The following is an 18,115-nucleotide window of genomic DNA, read 5'->3' as shown; positions in this document are numbered from 1 at the left end:
ATGTTTTTAACCCCCATCTCATTCTCTGTTAGGACTCCTTCAAAATACAGATTAAAGATCATACTCTACTTTATATTCATATCCGATCAATACACATGAATTTGTCATCACACATTGCCAAAACGGCAAACACTCATCGCTCAGAAATACGAGACGATGGGTCAATTTCTCCCGGACACAACGGATTGTACGGCGACAAAGAGACGCCCGTACGGAACACTTCGCATTGGCTTCTCACTTTTTCTCACCTGTACCAACAAACAGGTAATAATTCGTTTCGTAATGCAGCCGAGCGGACAAGTTCATACCTTCGCAGCCAAGATTCGCGGCCCGAGGGATGGACGTTTCACCACCGGGCAGAAGATGGGAAGGACGCCTGTAACGGTCTCATCGGACAGGCCTGGACAATCGAGGCGCTAGCGGTCGCTGCGGACGCACTCGCTGATCGAGAACTCGCTCAACTTGCCGAGGATGTTTTTCTCATGCACCCTCAGGACGAGCGAACGGGAATCTGGAAACGCGTGGAAATCGACGGACGAACACTGCCGTTCGATGCAACGTTCAACCATCAGATCTGGTTCGCTGCAGCGGGTGGCATATTGGCTAATCTTTCTTGGACAAGTTCACAGATTGATACTCGGGTTCGGCGATTTCTCGATGAACTGGAACAGAATCTCCGGCTTTATCCATCGGGTCTTGTGTTCCACCCGCTCAAACCGACGGACTCGCTTCGACGGCTACTGCACCTTGCATGGGTTGACGAGCGTAACCGTATTGGTGTGACGTTCGGGACGAGCAGTATTCCACTGCCGTCGCGGAAACAGCAACTTCGATGGAAGGCTATCGGGTATCACGCATTCAACCTGTATGCGTTCGCGCTGTTGAAACAACAATATCCCGACCACTCGTTCTGGAGTTCTGAAAAGTGTACTCGTAGCCTGAACTACATTACATCCTCAGCGTATCGGGAAAAGGTATGGGAAAACGAATATGGACCGGCATACAATCCCGTTGGATTTGAGGTGCCCTTTGCGATGGAAGTCTTTGACATCGGTTCAGCAGACGAGCGACGATGGTGGATCACGAAACAGTTCAATCGTCACTACAACATGAACACAAATCGAATGGACCGGAACACCCCAGACGCCGAAACGCTCACAGCGAGACTGTATCAAGCTACCCGGCTTAGTGACATAGCGCTCCCGGATCATGACCCAATATGAGTGAGCAACAGACAGCAGCAAAACTCTCGATCGTTGTCCCCGTATACAATGATCCTGTTGGCGCTAGTGAGACGATTGAATCCATCCTTCCACAACTCGAGGGAGATGCTACACTAACTGTCGTCGATAATAACTCAAACGACAATACACCACATGTTGTCGCTGAAGGCATTACGGAGAGCGATCAGGCCACACTCCGCTTTGAAAGGGAGAGACAGTCCTCCTACGCTGCCCGCAACACTGGAATTCGAGAAACCGACAGTGAAATTCTAGCCTTCGTCGACGCAGACATGACCGTCCCTGATGACTGGGTAGAATCTGCACTCAACGAGTTCGAAACCACCAATGCGGATTATATGGGCTGTAACGTTGAACTCACGCTACCCGACAACCCAACGGTCGCAGCCCGATACGATCATCACACTGGGTTTCCGATCGAACAGTATCTCGAGTACCAGCAGTTCGTACCGACGTGTTGTCTGTTCGTTCGCCGCCACGTGTTCGAGGACGTGGGTCTCTTCGATCATCGCCTGACATCCGGTGGGGACAAAGAATTCGGCAATCGGGTACACGAAGCCGGCTACAAGATGCACTTCGCCGAGGACGTGACGATGACCCACCCTACTCGGAACTCACTGCGTGCACTGATCAAAAAGGATCGTCGAGTCGGTCGTGGACTCTGTCAACTCCAGCAGTACTATCCAGAGCGATACGGAGAGCTAGGCGTTCCACCGCGACCGTCAGGGATTAAATCTCCCGATCGGGATCTCCCGACAAGCGACCGTGCGGCCTTCAGTGCCCTTTCGACGTTTCTTACGGGTGTTCGTGGTCTTGGGTACTACCGCGAGTATCTCGAGTACGTCCGCGGTGCAAACAATGAGACGAACAGCGGGCCACCTACACTCGAGTAGAGTCGCTACGTAGCCGCACCGACGAGTTTGTCATCCGATTGGATAAGTCCGTACAGATAGCCGAAGCCGACTGCCGCGGTAAAGATGAAAATCGTGACGAGTTGTTTCGCCTTCGGGCTCGATGGATTCCGAATTAGGTCTCGCAGTCTGGAAGGAACGAACTCGAGCATGAGCTGTTTCAGATAGTCGTTCTTGTCTCCCGCGGCTTCGGGTAGGAGCAAGTCCATAATTCGCTTCGAGTAGCCCTGCCAGAACGAGCGAAAGACCAGCCATCGGAACTCCCCGCGATAGTCGAACAGCTTGTGGTTTACGACGGCGTCAGTGTTGTAGATGACGCCCTTCCCGTACTTGTTCGCCATCCGGATGCAGACCGGCGCTTCGTGGGCCTGGATGTGTCGGTCGCCCTTCCGGCCGGTGTTCTCGTCGTAGCCGCCGACGTTCAGAAAGACGTTTCGCCGGAAAGAAATGTTGGAGCCGTACGTGTTCCGAAGTTCCTCCATGTGCTCGCCCATTCCGCGTTCGTCACAGCCGACGAGCCAGTAGAACTCCTCGGGGAAGAAATCGGGTTTGTCGGTCACCCAGTCGGGTTTGGCGTGTCCGCCGACGGCGATGGCGTCGGTTTCGTCGTAGACCCGCGCGAGTTCGTCGATCCAGTCGGGTTCGGCGACGGCGTCGTCGTCGATGAACGCGACGACATCACCGGTTGCAAGTTTGGCACCACGGGTTCGACTGTAGGAGATGCCCTGATTGTCGTCGTTGCAGTAGCATTCGACACCGTCGAGGTCTCCATAGTCGTCCGTAACGCGCTCGAAGACAGTCTCGTTGCCGTCTACAACGATGACGACCTCGAGCGGGTCGTAGGTTTGTTCGAGAACGCTATCGACGCACTCGGAGAAGACGTCGTAGCGTTCCATCGCGTACGTGCAGATGACGACGGAGACCTTCATCGTCCGCAGCATTGCTGTGAGTGGCGAATAAGCCTTTTCCTTCGATGGAGTCCGATGCAGTCCGTTCCAGAATGGCGGTCTACTCATCCCCATCAACAGTAGTCTCCCTGTGCGACCGGTCATCAAAACACGACGTGTATATAACAAGACTTATTCCCGGCTTGGGTCTGGTGCAACCTAATGAGTACCAACACTGAACACGTCGAAGAGGAGGAGACGAACACCTCCATTCTCGAGACGTGGGACGACTGGTATCATATCCCCGTAATCGGGGCTGTGATACTGTTCATGCTCTGGGTTCGGCTGCAGTCTTACAGTGCGTTTACCACCGAGGACGGAACGCCGAGCCTCGCTGCAGTCGACTCGTGGTATCACTGGCGAACGATCGAGTGGACGGCAGAGAACTACCCGTACACGATGCCGTACGATATTTGGACCGGGTTCCCGACTGGGCGGTATGTCGGCCAGTTCGGAACGCTGTTCGACCAGCTCATCGTCACCGTCGCGATGATCGTCGGCCTCGGCGATCCATCGACGGAGACACTGTACACGGTCTCGCTGATCGCTGTTCCCGTGATGGCTGCCCTCGTTGCGATTCCGGTGTTCTACATCGGCCGCCGACTCGGCGGAACGCTCGGCGGAATCGTTTCGATTCTGCTCCTCGCACTCGTCCCGGGACAGTTCCTCACGCGAACGACGGTCGGACAACTCCAGCACCACGTCGCCGAAGTGCTGTTTATGGCGATTGCCATCCTGGCGCTGATGGTGGCGCTGCGCGCTGCAGAACGCGAACAACCGATCTACGAACTCCTCGTCGACAAGGACTGGGAGACGCTTCGTGAACCGACGATATACAGCGCTCTTGCCGGTCTCGCGCTGTCGCTCTACATCTGGGTTTGGCCACCAGGGGTCGTCCTGATCGGGATCCTCGCGATCTTCTTCACCGTCCAGCTCTGTCTCGACTACGTCCGAAACATTTCGCCGGACCACGTCGCATTCGTTGGTGCGACCAGTCTCGGCATTACCGCGCTCGTGACGGCATTGCTGATCGAAGACCCCGGAACGAGTGTGACGAGCTTTAGCTACCTCCAGCCGCTAAGCGCCGCACTCGTTGCTGGTGGCTGTGTGTTCATGGCCTGGTTCGCGCGCCAGTGGAACGGATTCGATGTCGACCGACGATTCTATCCCGCAGCGATCGGTGGCTTGCTCGCTGTCACGTTCGGTCTGATGTGGGTCGTTCTTCCTGACTTGTTCAGTACGATCGTGGACAACGCGACCCGCCGCGTGCTGCCGTTCGGTGAGACTGCCACGGACCTCACCATCCAGGAAGCACAACCACCTAGTGACTTCACCAGCTTCATGTTCGACGAGTTCGGCGCAGCGTTCTACACGATGCTCGCCGGTCTCGGCCTGCTGATCGCACGGCCGTTCCTCGGCCGTGAGTACCGCACCGAATACACTCTCATCATCGTCTGGTCGTTGTTCCTGATGAGTATGGCAGCGACCCAGATCCGATTCTCCTACTATCTCGTCCTCGCGGTCGTAGCCATGAACGCCGTCTTCGTGGCTGACGTCGTCCGTCTGTTCGACTTCGATATCCGAAGCGGCGTCAATTCGATCCGACAGATCGAGACATACCAGGTTATCGTCCTGTTCATGGTCGCACTGCTGCTGTTTGCCCCGTTGCTCCCGCCGATCGCACAGGCAGGAAACACTGCGTGGGAGCAGGGAAGCTACGCACAGCCACACGACGACGCGACGACCTGGGAAGAGTCGAACCACTGGCTGGCAGAAAACACGCCCGAACCAGGTAACTGGGGCGGCGCTGACAACGCCAGTGAACTCGACTACTTCGGCAGCTATGACTATCCGGAGGACGGGAACTTTGATTATCCGGTTGGAAGCTACGGCGTCATGTCGTGGTGGGACTATGGCCATCTGATTACGACACAGTCAGAGCGGATCCCGCATTCGAACCCGTTCCAGCAGAATGCTCGCTCCTCATCGGCGTTCTTAACGGCTGAATCTGAGGAGCGCGCAGAGCTAATTCTCGATGCGATTGCGACGGGTGAGTCGGTCGATGACCACTCGGACGAGGAACTCGAGCAGCTCATCGCGGATGCCGACCAGACTGACGAGGAGATCCGGTACGTGATGATTGACGACGCAATGGCGAGCGGAAAGTTCTCCGCCATCACGACCTGGTCCGAACCCGATCATAGCCACTACGTTACGCCGGAAGACTACGACGGAACCGAACAGATCGACCGTGACGAGGTCGCGGAGATGTTCAACGACGTTCCGTACGACGATACGGTCCTCTCGTCGCTGTACTTCAACAACGCGGTCGGAATGGAGAACTACCGCCTCGTCCACGAAAACGAGGAGCACGCGACGCAGTTCATGAGTTACGCGATCATCAACTCCGACACCGATCAGGTGCTAACGGCGGAGGACGGAACACCGCAAGTCCGCCTCAACCAGGACCTATCGAGCCAGCACACGCTTCTCGAACTGCAGCAGATCCAGCAGCATCCAAACCTCGAGTACGAAGAGATCGGACAGCGTGAGACCGCCTCCGTCAAGACCTACGAGCGCGTCGAAGGTGCAACCCTTAGCGGAACCGTTGATGACGAGAACGTCTCTGCAGGCGACATCGTCACTGCAACGCTCGAGATCGAGACCAACACCGGAACCACGTTCAACTACACCCAGCAGGGTGAAGTCGACGAGAACGGTGCGTTCGAGCTGACGGTCCCGTACGCGACGGACGACGAACTCGGCGTCGAAGACGGCTACACGAACAGTGCCGTCGAAGCGCTTGACGACGAGTACGAACTCTCGTTCACGATGTCCGACGGCGAGACATTCACCGTGTACCAGGGAGCGCAGGAAGTTTCGGAATCTGCAGTCATCGACGGTGAAACGCTCGACGTCGAACTCGAGGAGGTCGAGACTGAGGACGAGGAGCCGGCGGACGACGATGAAGACGAGACAGCTGACGACGATGAGGAGGGCGGCGATGACACCGTCGCAGACGAGGAAGCAGCAGACGATGAGACGGATGACATCTAAACAGTCTCCCCTCACATAGCTGCCCGTTGCGTTCGCTGACCGATCGAATTTTTCGGATGCTGTTCTAGGGAGTTCGGTTCCCTATTCTCACTGACACCGCATTTCTGTTGTCTCAGCGCCACCCAGACCAATTTCTCTCGTGTGTGCCCTTACTTACCTGCGTTCTAGTCACGGGATCGTTTGACATGCTCTGTTCAGCACCGTGTCACTTATTTCTGTAACATTGCATATGAAAGTATAAGATATATTTATTTCCATTGGTGGTAACCATAGGAGTGTAATGTCCGTAACTGACAGCATGAAGGATTACCTTGCCCAGCACCCACGAATGATCGGCGCACTGTTCACGCTCTGCATCCTGCTCAGCCAGGCAGGGACGGTTGTTGCAGGCACCAACTCGCAGGTTGGTCCGTAACTACCTCGAGATCAGCTGCTAACCGTATAATTTTACCCCTGTCCTCGGAGCAGAATCAACTAGTCTTCTAGAGACCGGTCAGTCACCGCTAAACGGACCAATCCCGTCGTTCCACGAGAGCGTCTCCTCGATTAACATCGGTAACTCATTCCAGGAGAGATACTCGTGCAACTCACTCTCATTAACACTGGAGAATGGCGTACATCCAGGACTCAAGTGCCGATCTTTGACGTACGGGAGGTTCGAAGCAGTTGCCGTTCCTAACTGGAACTCCTTTGTGGAATACGACTGGATAGCGAAATCCATCACTCCTGCCTCGCAACGGTTGAGTTTGACAACAGCAGGCGCACCCCCATCCGACTGCGCAATATCAGCAGACCCGTCACCAACGATCAGATACTGTTCCCCGAGTGCCGTATTCTGGCGAGCGATCTCGAGTGCCCCCCGAAGCGGGAAGCCCCGGTTGAGCAATCGGGCCATCGTCTCGCCCGCTTCGACAGCATCTTCGTTGGCAACGTCACCGTACGTGCTGACGCCGCCGAACGCGCCACGGCGGATCATCGCGAGCCCCTGTTGATAGGAGCGACAGGCGTTCAGGAAGAAGACGCCCACGTCGACCGACTCGAGTGTCCGGATGTCTAGCTCACCGTCGGGACAGCGCAGCCCGTCTTCGGTTGCGTGGCCGATGTAGTGGACGAAATCGTACCCGCCTTCGGTGAGGAGTGTTGCAAGTTGGTTGCTGTCGACGCCGAACTCGGAGTCGATCTTGAACGGGAGTTCGTCTCGATTCCCGTAGGTCTCATCGAGCAGATCGTGCTCGTCGAGCATGCGGACGTCGTTGCAGACGAGGAGAATTTCGATCGATTCGTTTCGCGTGTCGCGATGCAGCTGATTTCGATAGGCCTCGATAGTCGCCTTCGAGGCGTTCTGGGGGACGTTGTTGCCGAACCAGGCGTGTTCGACGGACTCGTCGGTGACGGTGGGGATGACGAACGCGGATTCATCCGGTGGATCGGCTGGTGAGGGCGGCGGTGATGGAGCGGGTGATCGATCGATTGTGTCGGGTGGTGCCTCGCTCGTCGAGCGAACGAGTCGGGCGTCTGCTGCGGGCGCAGCCGGTGGTTCGGCCGGTGTCTTGCCGCGCGAGGGACGGACGATACCCAGTTCGTTGACGATGAACGGCAACAGCTCGATACTCTCCGGTTCGGGCGGGATGTGCGCAGTCAGTGGCCATCGAGGTGCGTGCGTCTCGATGAGGTCGAACGGCACCTCGAGATATCGCGCTAACCGTTCGGGGAGGGGTTCCTCATAGGTGGTCCCGAGATCAAACGGCAGTTCGTCTTCGAGTTCGGAGCGCTCGAGGAGGTCGTACTGGAAGATTCCCTCCGTTCTGGTGAGACAGTCGAGGAAGAAGAAGCGCTTGAGCAAGTTCGCAATCTCGTCACCGAACGTCTCGTCGTTCGGGAGCGGGTACTCGAACGCTGGCGTCTGCAGCGCGGGTTCGGTTCCAGGCCGAATCTGGGCATCGAGGAAGAACGCGAGCGGGGCGGCCTGAAAGAGCGCGAGGTAGCGCTCTGGGACGGTTATCGTGATTCCCTCGCCCGGTGTTTCGGTGGTGGTTTCGGCGTCAGTGCTGGTGCCGGTACCAGCATCAGCACCAGTGCCAGTGCCAGTATCAGTACCTCGTCCCACCACTGAGTCTCCTGCTGGTGTGTTTGCAGTCGCAACTGCTGTCTCGTCGGCCGGCAGCGAGCCGGTATCTGACACAGCCCGTATTCTCGCTCCGGTTTCGGGACCGATATTCGACTTCCTGACCGCGTTCGGGATTTCGAGCGTTTCGCCGAGTTCGATCAACGGTGGGTGACCGCGCAGCGTTGGCCACGTCCGCTCCGGAGACGTGGTCTTCAACGCGGAGGGGAACGCAGAGAGCGCTGCCGCCATCGATTCGATATCCGGCGGCGTCGTAATCGTTCCCGCCGGCTGGTCGTGCAGCGAGCGCGCACCGATCGTAACTGTGGTCTCGCACTCGAGTTCGATTCGGACGGCGGTAAGTCCGATGTCGACCGTCCCTGCGGTATCGATGCGACAGTAGAGTTTGATCGGGCCGCTGAGTCCGACGAACTGCGGGCGGTTCTCGAGTGTGGTGCGTTCGCCGACGCCGACGTTCGCTTCGGTTCGACCCGTTTCGTCGTGGATGGTCACGGAGTAGGGTTGATCGAACCGGATTTCGTCGGTCGCTATTGTGCAGGTTTTGTTGACTGGGAATCGAAAGTTCTGGGGATCGACCGAGGTGGGCGAGACGGTTTCCGGTGTGCCGACGCGGAGATGCCGCTGTTCGATCGAATCGTGGAACTCGAGCCCTGACGGATCGGTGACTGCCGCGAACTCAATCGTCATGTCTTCTCCGGAATATTCATCTCATTCACGCCGATTGTTAAAAAGAGTACTATCGGTCCAGTGGCGGGTGGTCTGTTTAGTGTGCTAGTGTGTTAGGGTGATCTGTTCGTGCTGGTGTTCGCGTTTGTGTCTGCGTCTCTATCGGTGTCCGTGTCTGTGTCCGTACTTGTGTCCGTATCTGCTTTTGTGTTTTCGTCTCTATTTACGTCCGTGTCCGTGTCCGTGTCCGTGTCGGTGCTTGTATCCGTTTCTGTGTTCGTATTCGTCTCTGTCTCTGTATTCGTGTCCGGTACCGCATCCAGATCTGTGTCTGAGTCCTCTTCCGTATCCATGCTGGTCGCTGTCTCCGCCGTTGCTGACGTGAGTGCTCCAAAGACGAGCGTCGGGAAGCGAGGTTCGACTGTGCTCGGACGGCGACCGCTGCCACTCGTCGGGAGCGGAACGCGTTCGATGACGCCCCGATCTGCGAGCTCGTAGAGGAACCGCTTGACCGTGCCGTTGGTGAGCGTCGAGCGCTCGGCAATGGCACTCGCGACCTCTCGGATCGGACGGCCGTCGGTGTCGACATCGACGAGATGGACGAGCACTTGCTGGCGCGTCTCGGAGAGTGCAAGCGCGCGGTCGATGTGGACGCCGTCCGCAGGGACCGCGCTCCGCGCCGCCTCGAGGTGGGAGGCATCGATACGTGTTGCGTCGGTCTCGGTGGCATGGCAGGCCGCTCCGAACAGTGCGGCGAGCGCGTCGTGGGCGTTGCCGTCGGCCCAGATGGCGAGTTCGCGCACCGACTCGTGGTCGAGGACACCCGCGGCGAGGCCGGTCGAGGCGCGGTCGGTGATGACATCGACGAGTTCGTGATGGCGGTAGGCCGGCACAGTCACGACCGAGCGCGCTGGCTGTGTGCTCTCGTCTCCGGTCGCTGTCCGGCTCTTGCCGGCCTTGATTCCGGTTCCGTCTTCATCCCGGTCCGCATTGCCGTCTACATCGCCGTCAGCCTCGCCGTCAGCGGGCACCCACTTCTCGGGTGTCGACTGGCCGACCGCTATCGTCGCGACACTGTCACTGACCGGTTCGAGGAGCTCTCTGGCCCGTTCGTACCGAAGCGTTTCGGGTTCGTCGTGGTGGTCGATGGCGACGACAGCCCGACGGTCGTGGCGCGCGAGGCGCGCGGTCAGTCGCTCTCGGAGGTCATCCGTTCCAATTCCGCTCTCGGGCACCGGCTCCGCCGAAATCACGGAGAGAACGGATTGGTAGAACGCAAAGGCGCTCTCGACGCGGCGACCGTCGACGTAGACGAACCAGGTCACCGGGCCGGTGCTGCCCGCGCGCGTCGTCGTTGCAATCGATCGGCTCGATTCTCCGAGTCGGTCGTTGAGCGCATCGAACAGCGCAGTAACGATCGCGGATGTCCCCGAACCCGGCGGGCCGACAACGGCGACCGGCTCCGGCAACTCGCCGTCGAAGACGGGCTCGAGTTCGTCCAGCAACTGCTCCAGAACGGGGCCGCGGCCGATCGGCTCCGGGCGGTGGACGACTGGACTCAGATGGTCGCGGTCGACCACCACCGTTCGCCCCTGGTGTGCCGATCGTCGTCGTGCGATGCGCTCCTGAAGGTTCATCAGTTCGACTCCGTCGCTGTCTCGGTACCCGCACCTGCGCTTGCGTGCGAGCCACTCCCGCTTCCGTCCCTGTCTCCGACGAGGGCCGCCTCGAGTACCTCGAGCGTGTGCTTGATCTCGTAGCCGGTGCCGTGTTCCATCTGCATCGAACAGGTCGGACACTCCGTCAGGCCGGTCTCGGCCTCGGCTGCGTCCATGTGCTCGAACATCTCCTCGCCGATCTTCATCGACGTCTCGTAGTTCTCTTCTTTCCACCCGTAGGTGCCCGAGATGCCCGAACAGGAGTCCCCCACGTCGTGGGCGTCGATGCCGTCGATCGCGTCCATCACTTCGATCGTCTGTCCATCGAGTCCCTGGTTACGTGAATGACACGGTGCGTGATATGCCATGTCGTCGAACTCGTCGCCGACGGTGGTGTTCTCGAGTGCACCCATCAAATCCTCGTGGACGCGGAGGTACTCGACGGCGTCCCAGGTATTCGCGGCGACGTCCTCGGTATTCTCGAAGTCGAACAGTTCGGGGTACTCCTGGCGAATCGACATCGAGCAGGAGCTACACGACGCGATAACGTCTGCGCCGTCCTCGATGGCTGCGGCGAGTTCGCGGACGTTCGTCTCGGCCGCGCGGCGGGCGTCCTCGAGCATGCCATTGGCGAACATCGGCGTGCCGGAACAGGACTGTTCGGGGACCATGACCTCGTAGCCGAAGTGCTCGTAGACGTGCACGAGTGCCTTCGCGACCTCGGGGGTGTTGTAGTTCGAATAACAGCCGTGGAAGTAGGCGATGCGCTTATCCTCGTTTTCGACGTTCGCCCCGCCCCTGTCCGTCCACCACTCGCGGAACGTCTCCGTCGCGAACTCGGGAAAGTCGCGCTCGCTCGTGATCCCCAGGGTCTTCTCGCCGAGCCACTTCGTGACCGAGCGTCCCATCACGAAGTTCGCCGTTCGCGGGAACATCGACGCCAGCGGCGCGAGGCGGCGGTAGTTCGCGAGCACCCGGTTGCGAAGGTACTCGCGCGAGAATTTGCTCATGTTCTCCTCAACGTACTCCGCCCGCGCCGTGTTGTGCATCTGCGAGAGCGGGACACTCGAGGGACAGGCACTATCACAGCGCATGCAGTTCGAACACTTCATCACCGAGTCGTCGATGTCGTGGTCGTCCTGGCGCTTTAGCCGCCACTGCTCCGGCCCCTGGAACTTCGGCCCGGGGAACTCGTCGTCGACCTCGGCGACGGGGCAGTTCGTATCGCAGGTCGAGCACTTGTAACAGCTGTCCGCACCGGGCCGGAGGTCCATCTCTTCGGCCTCGGGGAAGACCTGGACGGGTTCGAACTCGTCGTTGCCGTCGCCGCTGTCGCTGTCGCCTCCGCCCACACCGCCAGTGCTCGGTTGCTCGCTCGATACGCCGTCGTCGCTCGGTCGCTGTGCATCACTCATAGCTCAGAGAGATCGGTGTCGCCTGTCGTCTGGGGTGGTACTCGAGTCCGATTCACGGCCAGTCGGTGTAGAAACCGAACGGGCGGGGGAGGAGGAGAATACAGCATCACTGACACGCCTCCCCAGCGTGCGTACCGGCGACGTAGCCCGTCGCGAGCGAGACGCCAGCGCCGGATTTCTCGGCCGCGTAGTCGTAGCCGCCCAGCACGGCCCCCGCCGCTCGCAGGTTCGAAAACTCGGGATCATCATCCGCATCGAGTGGCCGAAGCTCCGTATCCGGGACTACACCAAAGCGGGCGTACGGCTGTTCGCCGAAGACGTCGTCGACGAACCAGTTGTAGCGATCCGTCGCGTGCGGAACGTAGCAGTCGAACAGCGGTTCGGTCACTCGCTTGCGGTTCGATTCGATCCCTTTCCCGACCAGTCCGCCCGTCGCGAGGACGTACTGGTCGGCCTCGTGGGGAATCTCGGCACCGTGGCGGTCGACGACGACGTGGTCGATGGCAGCTGTCATCCCCTCACTCGTCGTCTCGTGCCCGACCACCGGCACACCCGCAGTCACGCGAACGCCGGCCGACTCGAGTGCATCGTACAACAGATCCTCGAGTCGAAGACCGGGCAAACTCGGCGGCCCCATCGGGACTTCGAAGACGTCTGCGCCGAGCGCGTCCGAGAGCGCTTCGCGGACGGCAGTGGGGTGTTCGTCACCCAGAATCGCCGGGAAGCCGACGCGTGACTCCCCGTCGAGATGCGGTTTCACGGTCGCGGCGATCGCCTCCCGAGCGCCGGTCTCGCCGGTCAGCGTCTCGACGCGCTCGTCGTGATCCAGCAGATGCGCGTACCGCGTTACCTTCGCGTCGTCCCGGCCGATACCTGGGAACGAGAGCGTCACACCGCGCGCGTCGAACGGTGCGCCCGCCGCTTCGAGATGGGCCGCAGCGAGCGGAGCGTCGAAGTCGGGCAGCGTCTTGAAGCCGACGAGGAGGGTGTCGCGGTCGTCGCTCGCCAGCCCCTCGGCCGTCGAAACCGGATACCGCGCGGTCGGCTTGACCGTGCCGCCGTGGGTCGGGACGAGCGCGTTCCTGTCGGTATGTGCGCCCGCGTAGGCGTCGCCGGCAACCTCGTCGAAGAAGGCGAGTGCCTCTCGAACGGCGTCGACTCCGACGCGCTGGTAGGGGTGGCTTTCTGGGAGGGACTCGAGTGCGGTGAACGGATCGGCGATGGGCTGTTGTTGTCCGTCGCCGCTCGGCGCGTACCCCAGAACGTCGATCAGTCCGCTCGCATGTCGGAGGGTGCTCTGCTTGTACGTTACGAGGCGAACGCGTGCGTCTTCGGCCGCGTCCGAGGCGGCGAGCGCGGCGGTCGCACCGGCGAGGCCGCCGCCGATCACGAGTACGTCGTCGGTGATCGCCATCTAGGCACCTCCGTCGAACTGTGCGTAGTCGACCTGTGTCGATGCGCCAGCGGGGTCGTTGTCGCGGTTCATCGTCGTCGCGTGGAGCGCGTAGTTCAACATCGCCTGCGAGAGCTGTTCGCCCCAGAGCGCGTGTCGTTCGCCCTTCCAGCGTTCCTGAAAGAGTTCGTCGAGCGCCTCGCGGACGGTTGCCTCGTCGTAGCGCGGGTGGAGTTCGGTCGCCATGTTTTGACAGCAGAAGCCGCCCTGGCAGTTGCCCATAGAGGCGCGGGTGCGGATGCGAACGGCGTTCAGATCCGAGCCGGACTGGTCGATGGCGTCCTGTACCTCAGCGCGGGTGACACCCTCGCACTCACAGACGACGGGGTTCGGCTCGTCCGTCTCCAGCACGTCCGCGGCGCGGCTGCCGAGTCGCTGATTGCTTCGGCGGGCGATCGGCGATCGAAGGCCGAAGTCGTCCATGCCCTCTTCGAGCACCGAGATATCCTCGCTGCCGGGCAGCGGTTCCTCGGCGGTGGCACAGGTCGCGCTGACGCCGAGTTTTGCGCAAACGTGGTCGGTAATCTCCTCGGCCATCGCGCGGTAGGTGGTGAACTTCCCGCCGACGATGCTCGACATGCCGCTGACGCCGTCGCGCTCGTCGTGGTCGAGCAGGAAGAAATCTCGTGTGATGTCGGTCGGGTCCTGCGTCCCGGTTCCGGGTGGCTCGTACAGCGGACGGACACCCCAGAACGATCGGATCGTGCGGGCCTCCTCGAGTATCGGAACGAGTTCGGAGAGGGTGTCGATCATCATGTCGACCTCCCACTGCTCTTCGGGGTAGTCGTCCGGATCTGCGACCTCCTCGTCCGTGGTGCCCAGAATGGCGGTCGTCTCGTGGGGGACGATGATGTCGGCGTCGCCCTTCGGCCGGCAGCGGTTGATGACGGTGTCGACTTGTCGGACGTTCATGATGGTCATGACGCCCTTCGAGGGCCGGACGGCTACGTCGAGGTCGGCCATGTCGCCGATCTGGCCGGCCCACGCACCCGTCGCGTTGACGACGTACTCGGCGGTGATTTCCTCGGTCGTGCCCGGCGATTTGTGGGTTCGTTTTCCCGGGCCGGAGTCGTGACGAACTTCGACGCCGTAGATCTCGTCGCCGTCGCGCAGAAGGTCGATCACCTCGGCGTGAGTCTCGATGCGCGCGCCGTGGCGTTCGGCGTCAAGTGCGTTCGCAACGCAGAGGCGGAACGGATCGACCGCACCGTCCGGCACCTGAATCGCGCGCGAGACATCCTCGGCGAGGTACGGCTCAACTCCGCGGGCTTCGCGCCCCGAAAGTACCGTCGCGGGAATGCCGCAGTCACGACAGCCCTCGAGTTTCTCCTGAAAGTACTCGTCCGAGTCCTCGGGGCGCTGGACGAACAGGCCGCCGGTCTCCTCGACGCAGTGGCTCGCGATCTCCCGGAGAATTTCGTTCTCCTCGATACACTCCGTCGCACTGGCCTGGTCGGAGACGGCGTAGCGGCCGCCGCTGTGCAAGAGACCGTGCATTCGGCCAGTCGTTCCGTCCGTGAGGTTGCCCCGCTCGACGAGCGTGACGTCGACGCCGCGCATCGCCAGATCGCGGGCGATGCCACAGCCGGTCGAACCGCCGCCGAGGACGAGGACCGCCGTATCGTGTGCCATCCCTTCGTTCGACACAGTCGGTCGCCGCGACCTTTATTTTATCGACGCCAGTAAAGCGCCCATAACGAACAGCAATCCTGTGAACACGGAACACAGCAGCTCGCGACGATGGTCCGAATATACTCATTGCTATAGATCGCTCTGTAGCGGTCCGTTCTGCTCCCCTGTGGGCTGTTTCCAGTAGTTCAGATTTGTTGATACACTACGAATTCGGTAACATTTATAATGATCGTCGTGACTGTTTATCAATAACACGTAACCGACGGTAAACTCGGTGCGTGACCGATCCGGGGTGACCACAGTGACAGACACAACATACGTCGGCGCAGTTGACCAGGGAACGACCGGCACCCGCTTCATCGTCTTCAATCACGATGGGCAGGTCGTCGCGAACGCGTACGAAACACACGAGCAGTTCTATCCCGAACCCGGTTGGGTCGAACACGACCCGATGGAGATCTGGGAGAACACGAAGACCGTCATCACGCAGGCGCTCGGCCAGGCCGGCATCAGTCCCGACCAACTCGAGACGATCGGCGTCACCAACCAGCGCGAGACCACCGTGCTGTGGAACGCCGACTCGGGTAAACCGGTCCACAACGCCATCGTCTGGCAGGACCGCCGGACGACCGAGCGCATCGAGGAACTCGAGGCGAACGGCACGGTCGAGACCGTCCGCGAGAAGACCGGCCTCGAACCCGACGCCTACTTCTCGGCGACCAAGGCCGAGTGGCTACTCGAGGAGGCCGATCCGATCAAGATGGAGCGCGCCCGCCCGGCGGACATCCGCGACCGCGCGGAGGCCGGCGACGTGCTCTTCGGCACGATCGATAGCTGGCTGATCTACAACCTGACGGGCGAGCACATCACCGAGGTCACGAACGCCTCGCGGACGATGCTGTACAACATCCACGACCTCGAGTGGGACGACGACCTCCTCGAGGAGTTCTCGATTCCCGAAGCCATGCTGCCCGAAGTTCGGCCCTCCAGCGACGACGAGACCTACGGTACCACCGACCCCGAGGGCTTCCTCGAGGCCGAGGTTCCCGTCGCCGGCGCGCTCGGCGACCAGCAGGCGGCCCTGTTCGGCCAGACCTGTTTCGACGCCGGCGACGCCAAGAACACCTACGGCACGGGCTCGTTCTTCCTGATGAACACCGGCAACGAGGCCGTCAAGAGCGACCACGGCCTGCTGACGACCATCGGCTTCCAGCGCTCTGGCGAGCCAGTCCAGTACGCACTCGAGGGCTCCATCTTCGTCACCGGCGCGGCCATCGAGTGGCTGGAGGACATGTCGCTGATCGATAACCCCTCCGAGACGGCCGAACTCGCCCGCAGCGTCGACACGACCGACGGCGTCTACGTCGTCCCTGCCTTCACCGGCCTCGGCGCGCCCCACTGGGATCAGCGCGCCCGCGGCACCATCGTCGGGATGACTCGCGGCACTCGCAAGGCCCACGTCGTCCGCGCGACACTCGAGTCCATCGCGTACCAGACCCGGGACGTTGCGGAGGCGATGGAGGCCGATTCGGGGATCGAGATGCGGTCGTTGAAGGTCGACGGCGGCGCGGTCAAGAATAACTTCCTCTGTCAGCTGCAGTCGGACATCATCGGTTCGGAGATCGTTCGCCCGGTCGTCGACGAGACGACGGCACTTGGCTCGGCCTACGCGGCCGGCCTCGCGGTCGGTTACTGGGACGACGTCGACAGCCTGCGCGACAATTGGCAGGTCGACCGGACTTTCGATCCGACGATGGACGCCGAGACGGCGGACGCGCGCTACGAGCGTTGGCTCGACGCGGTCGACCGATCGCTCGACTGGGCGCGGGACGGTTCTGAGACGGGAACCGACGGTGACGCGAGCGACAGCGGTGACGGTGCATGATCGAGCAACTACTCGACCTCGCCGAGATGATCGCCGCCTTCGCGGGCGGTGCGTTCGGCGCTGCACTCGGGCCGCTGCCGGCGTTCATCTTCACCGGCTTCATGGTGATCGCCGGGGAGGCGGCGGTGCTCGTCGATCCGGAGGCCGCTGCGATCACCGACGAAATCGCCTTCGGACCACCGTTCTCGCCTGCGATTTCGTTCGCAGGCGGTGTCGCTGCGACGGCATACGCCGCGCGGAAAGGCTATCTCGACACCGATTACGACTACCACGAGGCGAAGAACATCGCCTACGCGCTCGGGACGAAGCCCGACGTGCTCGCCGTGGGTGGCGCGTTCGGTATTATCGGCTACTGGCTCGTCGTCGTATCGGCGGAGCTGGGGATGCCCTACGATCCCATTGCGATGGGTGTCGTGCTCTCCGCGCTGTTCCACCGGCTGATTCTCGGCTACAGCATCATCGGCAAGGTTCGCGGGTCGGGTATCCTCGACATGACGCCGTTCGAGCGCGAGGAGCGCCGGACGGCAACCGACGGCGGTCAGAACAAGTCTCGACCTGAGAGCGAAACACAGGCCGTGACCGACGCGTCGACGACGCAGACCCCGACGCAGCAGGCTCGGTTCACTGTCGAGCCGTGGCTCCCCCATCAGTACCGCTGGACTCACGTCGCCATGATCGGCCTCGTCGCGGGTATCCTCGGTGCGTACGTCGGAATCGCGTCCGGCAGCGCCTTCCTCGGATTCGGGATCAGCGCGGCCTCGCTGGTCTTCCTCAACTGCGGCGTCGAGAAGGTGCCGGTGACTCACCACATCACACTGCCGGCGGCGACCGCCGCACTTGCCGTCTCGCTCCCTGCTGAGGCTGCAGATGGCGCGCCAGTCGCCTACGACAGTGCCGCACTCCTCGCGAACACGGGGCTCGAGATCGCGCTGATCGTCGGCCTCGCCTTCGGGATCATCTGCGCGCTCTTCGGTGAAGTCTTCCAGCGCACCTTCTACGCCCACGGCGACACCCACGTCGACCCACCCGCAGCAGCAATCGTCTTCGGGACTTTCCTGGTGGCGCTGCTCTACGTTGCCGGCGTCTTCCCGACGACGGTCTGGGTCCCGTGGTTCTGAGCTGCTA

General features: G+C 60.9%; 12 protein-coding genes. 6 read left to right on the top strand and 6 right to left on the bottom strand.

The window, feature by feature from the left end:
• Nucleotides 1–185 precede the first annotated feature (185 nt).
• Nucleotides 186–1,223, top strand: a complete 1,038-nt coding sequence (locus tag BBD46_RS18480) for an agl cluster protein AglQ (RefSeq protein WP_139173710.1) — start codon at nucleotides 186–188, stop codon at nucleotides 1,221–1,223.
• Complete coding sequence (locus BBD46_RS18475) at nucleotides 1,220–2,134, top strand: glycosyltransferase (RefSeq protein WP_071403128.1); 915 nt, start codon at nucleotides 1,220–1,222, stop codon at nucleotides 2,132–2,134. The genes BBD46_RS18480 and BBD46_RS18475 overlap by 4 nt, the downstream gene beginning before the upstream one ends.
• 5 nt (nucleotides 2,135–2,139) lie before the next feature.
• On the opposite strand, the gene aglG is transcribed toward BBD46_RS18475, so the two are convergent.
• Complete coding sequence (gene aglG, locus BBD46_RS18470) at nucleotides 2,140–3,081, bottom strand: glucosyl-dolichyl phosphate glucuronosyltransferase (protein WP_071403188.1); 942 nt, start codon at nucleotides 3,079–3,081, stop codon at nucleotides 2,140–2,142.
• A 180-nt stretch (nucleotides 3,082–3,261) separates the two neighbouring features.
• On the opposite strand from aglG, the gene BBD46_RS18465 reads away from it, so the two are divergent.
• Together BBD46_RS18465 and BBD46_RS23385 are read left to right on the top strand one after the other, a co-directional pair.
• Nucleotides 3,262–6,156 (top strand): oligosaccharyl transferase, archaeosortase A system-associated, encoded by a 2,895-nt coding sequence (locus BBD46_RS18465; protein WP_071403127.1) that lies wholly within the window; start codon nucleotides 3,262–3,264, stop codon nucleotides 6,154–6,156.
• A gap of 280 nt (nucleotides 6,157–6,436) precedes the next feature.
• Nucleotides 6,437–6,571: a DUF7503 family protein gene (locus BBD46_RS23385; protein WP_256375003.1), complete on the top strand. Its 135-nt coding sequence runs from the start codon at nucleotides 6,437–6,439 to the stop codon at nucleotides 6,569–6,571.
• Between the two features lie 78 nt (nucleotides 6,572–6,649).
• On the opposite strand, the gene BBD46_RS18460 is transcribed toward BBD46_RS23385, so the two are convergent.
• The 5 genes from BBD46_RS18460 to glpA form a co-directional block, all read right to left on the bottom strand.
• On the bottom strand, nucleotides 6,650–8,968 hold the full coding sequence (locus BBD46_RS18460; protein ID WP_071403126.1) for a hypothetical protein: 2,319 nt from the start codon (nucleotides 8,966–8,968) through the stop codon (nucleotides 6,650–6,652).
• A gap of 92 nt (nucleotides 8,969–9,060) precedes the next feature.
• The gene (locus BBD46_RS18455) at nucleotides 9,061–10,584 is read right to left on the bottom strand and encodes a Cdc6/Cdc18 family protein (protein ID WP_071403125.1); all 1,524 of its coding nucleotides are present in this window, start codon (nucleotides 10,582–10,584) and stop codon (nucleotides 9,061–9,063) included.
• Nucleotides 10,584–12,020: an anaerobic glycerol-3-phosphate dehydrogenase subunit C gene (locus BBD46_RS18450; protein ID WP_071403124.1), complete on the bottom strand. Its 1,437-nt coding sequence runs from the start codon at nucleotides 12,018–12,020 to the stop codon at nucleotides 10,584–10,586. The genes BBD46_RS18455 and BBD46_RS18450 overlap by 1 nt, the downstream gene beginning before the upstream one ends.
• 106 nt (nucleotides 12,021–12,126) lie before the next feature.
• On the bottom strand, nucleotides 12,127–13,434 hold the full coding sequence (gene glpB, locus BBD46_RS18445) for a glycerol-3-phosphate dehydrogenase subunit GlpB (RefSeq protein ID WP_071403123.1): 1,308 nt from the start codon (nucleotides 13,432–13,434) through the stop codon (nucleotides 12,127–12,129).
• Nucleotides 13,435–15,105, bottom strand: coding sequence for an anaerobic glycerol-3-phosphate dehydrogenase subunit GlpA (gene glpA / locus BBD46_RS18440; RefSeq protein WP_071403122.1), 1,671 nt, complete (start codon nucleotides 15,103–15,105; stop codon nucleotides 13,435–13,437). It abuts the gene before it with no gap.
• A 301-nt stretch (nucleotides 15,106–15,406) separates the two neighbouring features.
• Between glpA and glpK the strand changes: the two genes are divergently transcribed.
• Nucleotides 15,407–16,990 (top strand): glycerol kinase GlpK, encoded by a 1,584-nt coding sequence (glpK, locus tag BBD46_RS18435; protein ID WP_071403187.1) that lies wholly within the window; start codon nucleotides 15,407–15,409, stop codon nucleotides 16,988–16,990.
• Nucleotides 16,987–18,108 (top strand): hypothetical protein, encoded by a 1,122-nt coding sequence (locus BBD46_RS18430; RefSeq protein WP_071403121.1) that lies wholly within the window; start codon nucleotides 16,987–16,989, stop codon nucleotides 18,106–18,108. The genes glpK and BBD46_RS18430 overlap by 4 nt, the downstream gene beginning before the upstream one ends.
• Nucleotides 18,109–18,115: the final 7 nt, after the last annotated feature.

This window comes from Natrialba sp. SSL1, assembly GCF_001861355.1.
In the GTDB taxonomy this organism is placed as follows: Archaea; Halobacteriota; Halobacteria; order Halobacteriales; family Natrialbaceae; genus Natrialba.
Note: the sequence above shows the minus strand (reverse complement) of the source record. Positions and strands in the feature narration are given on the sequence as shown.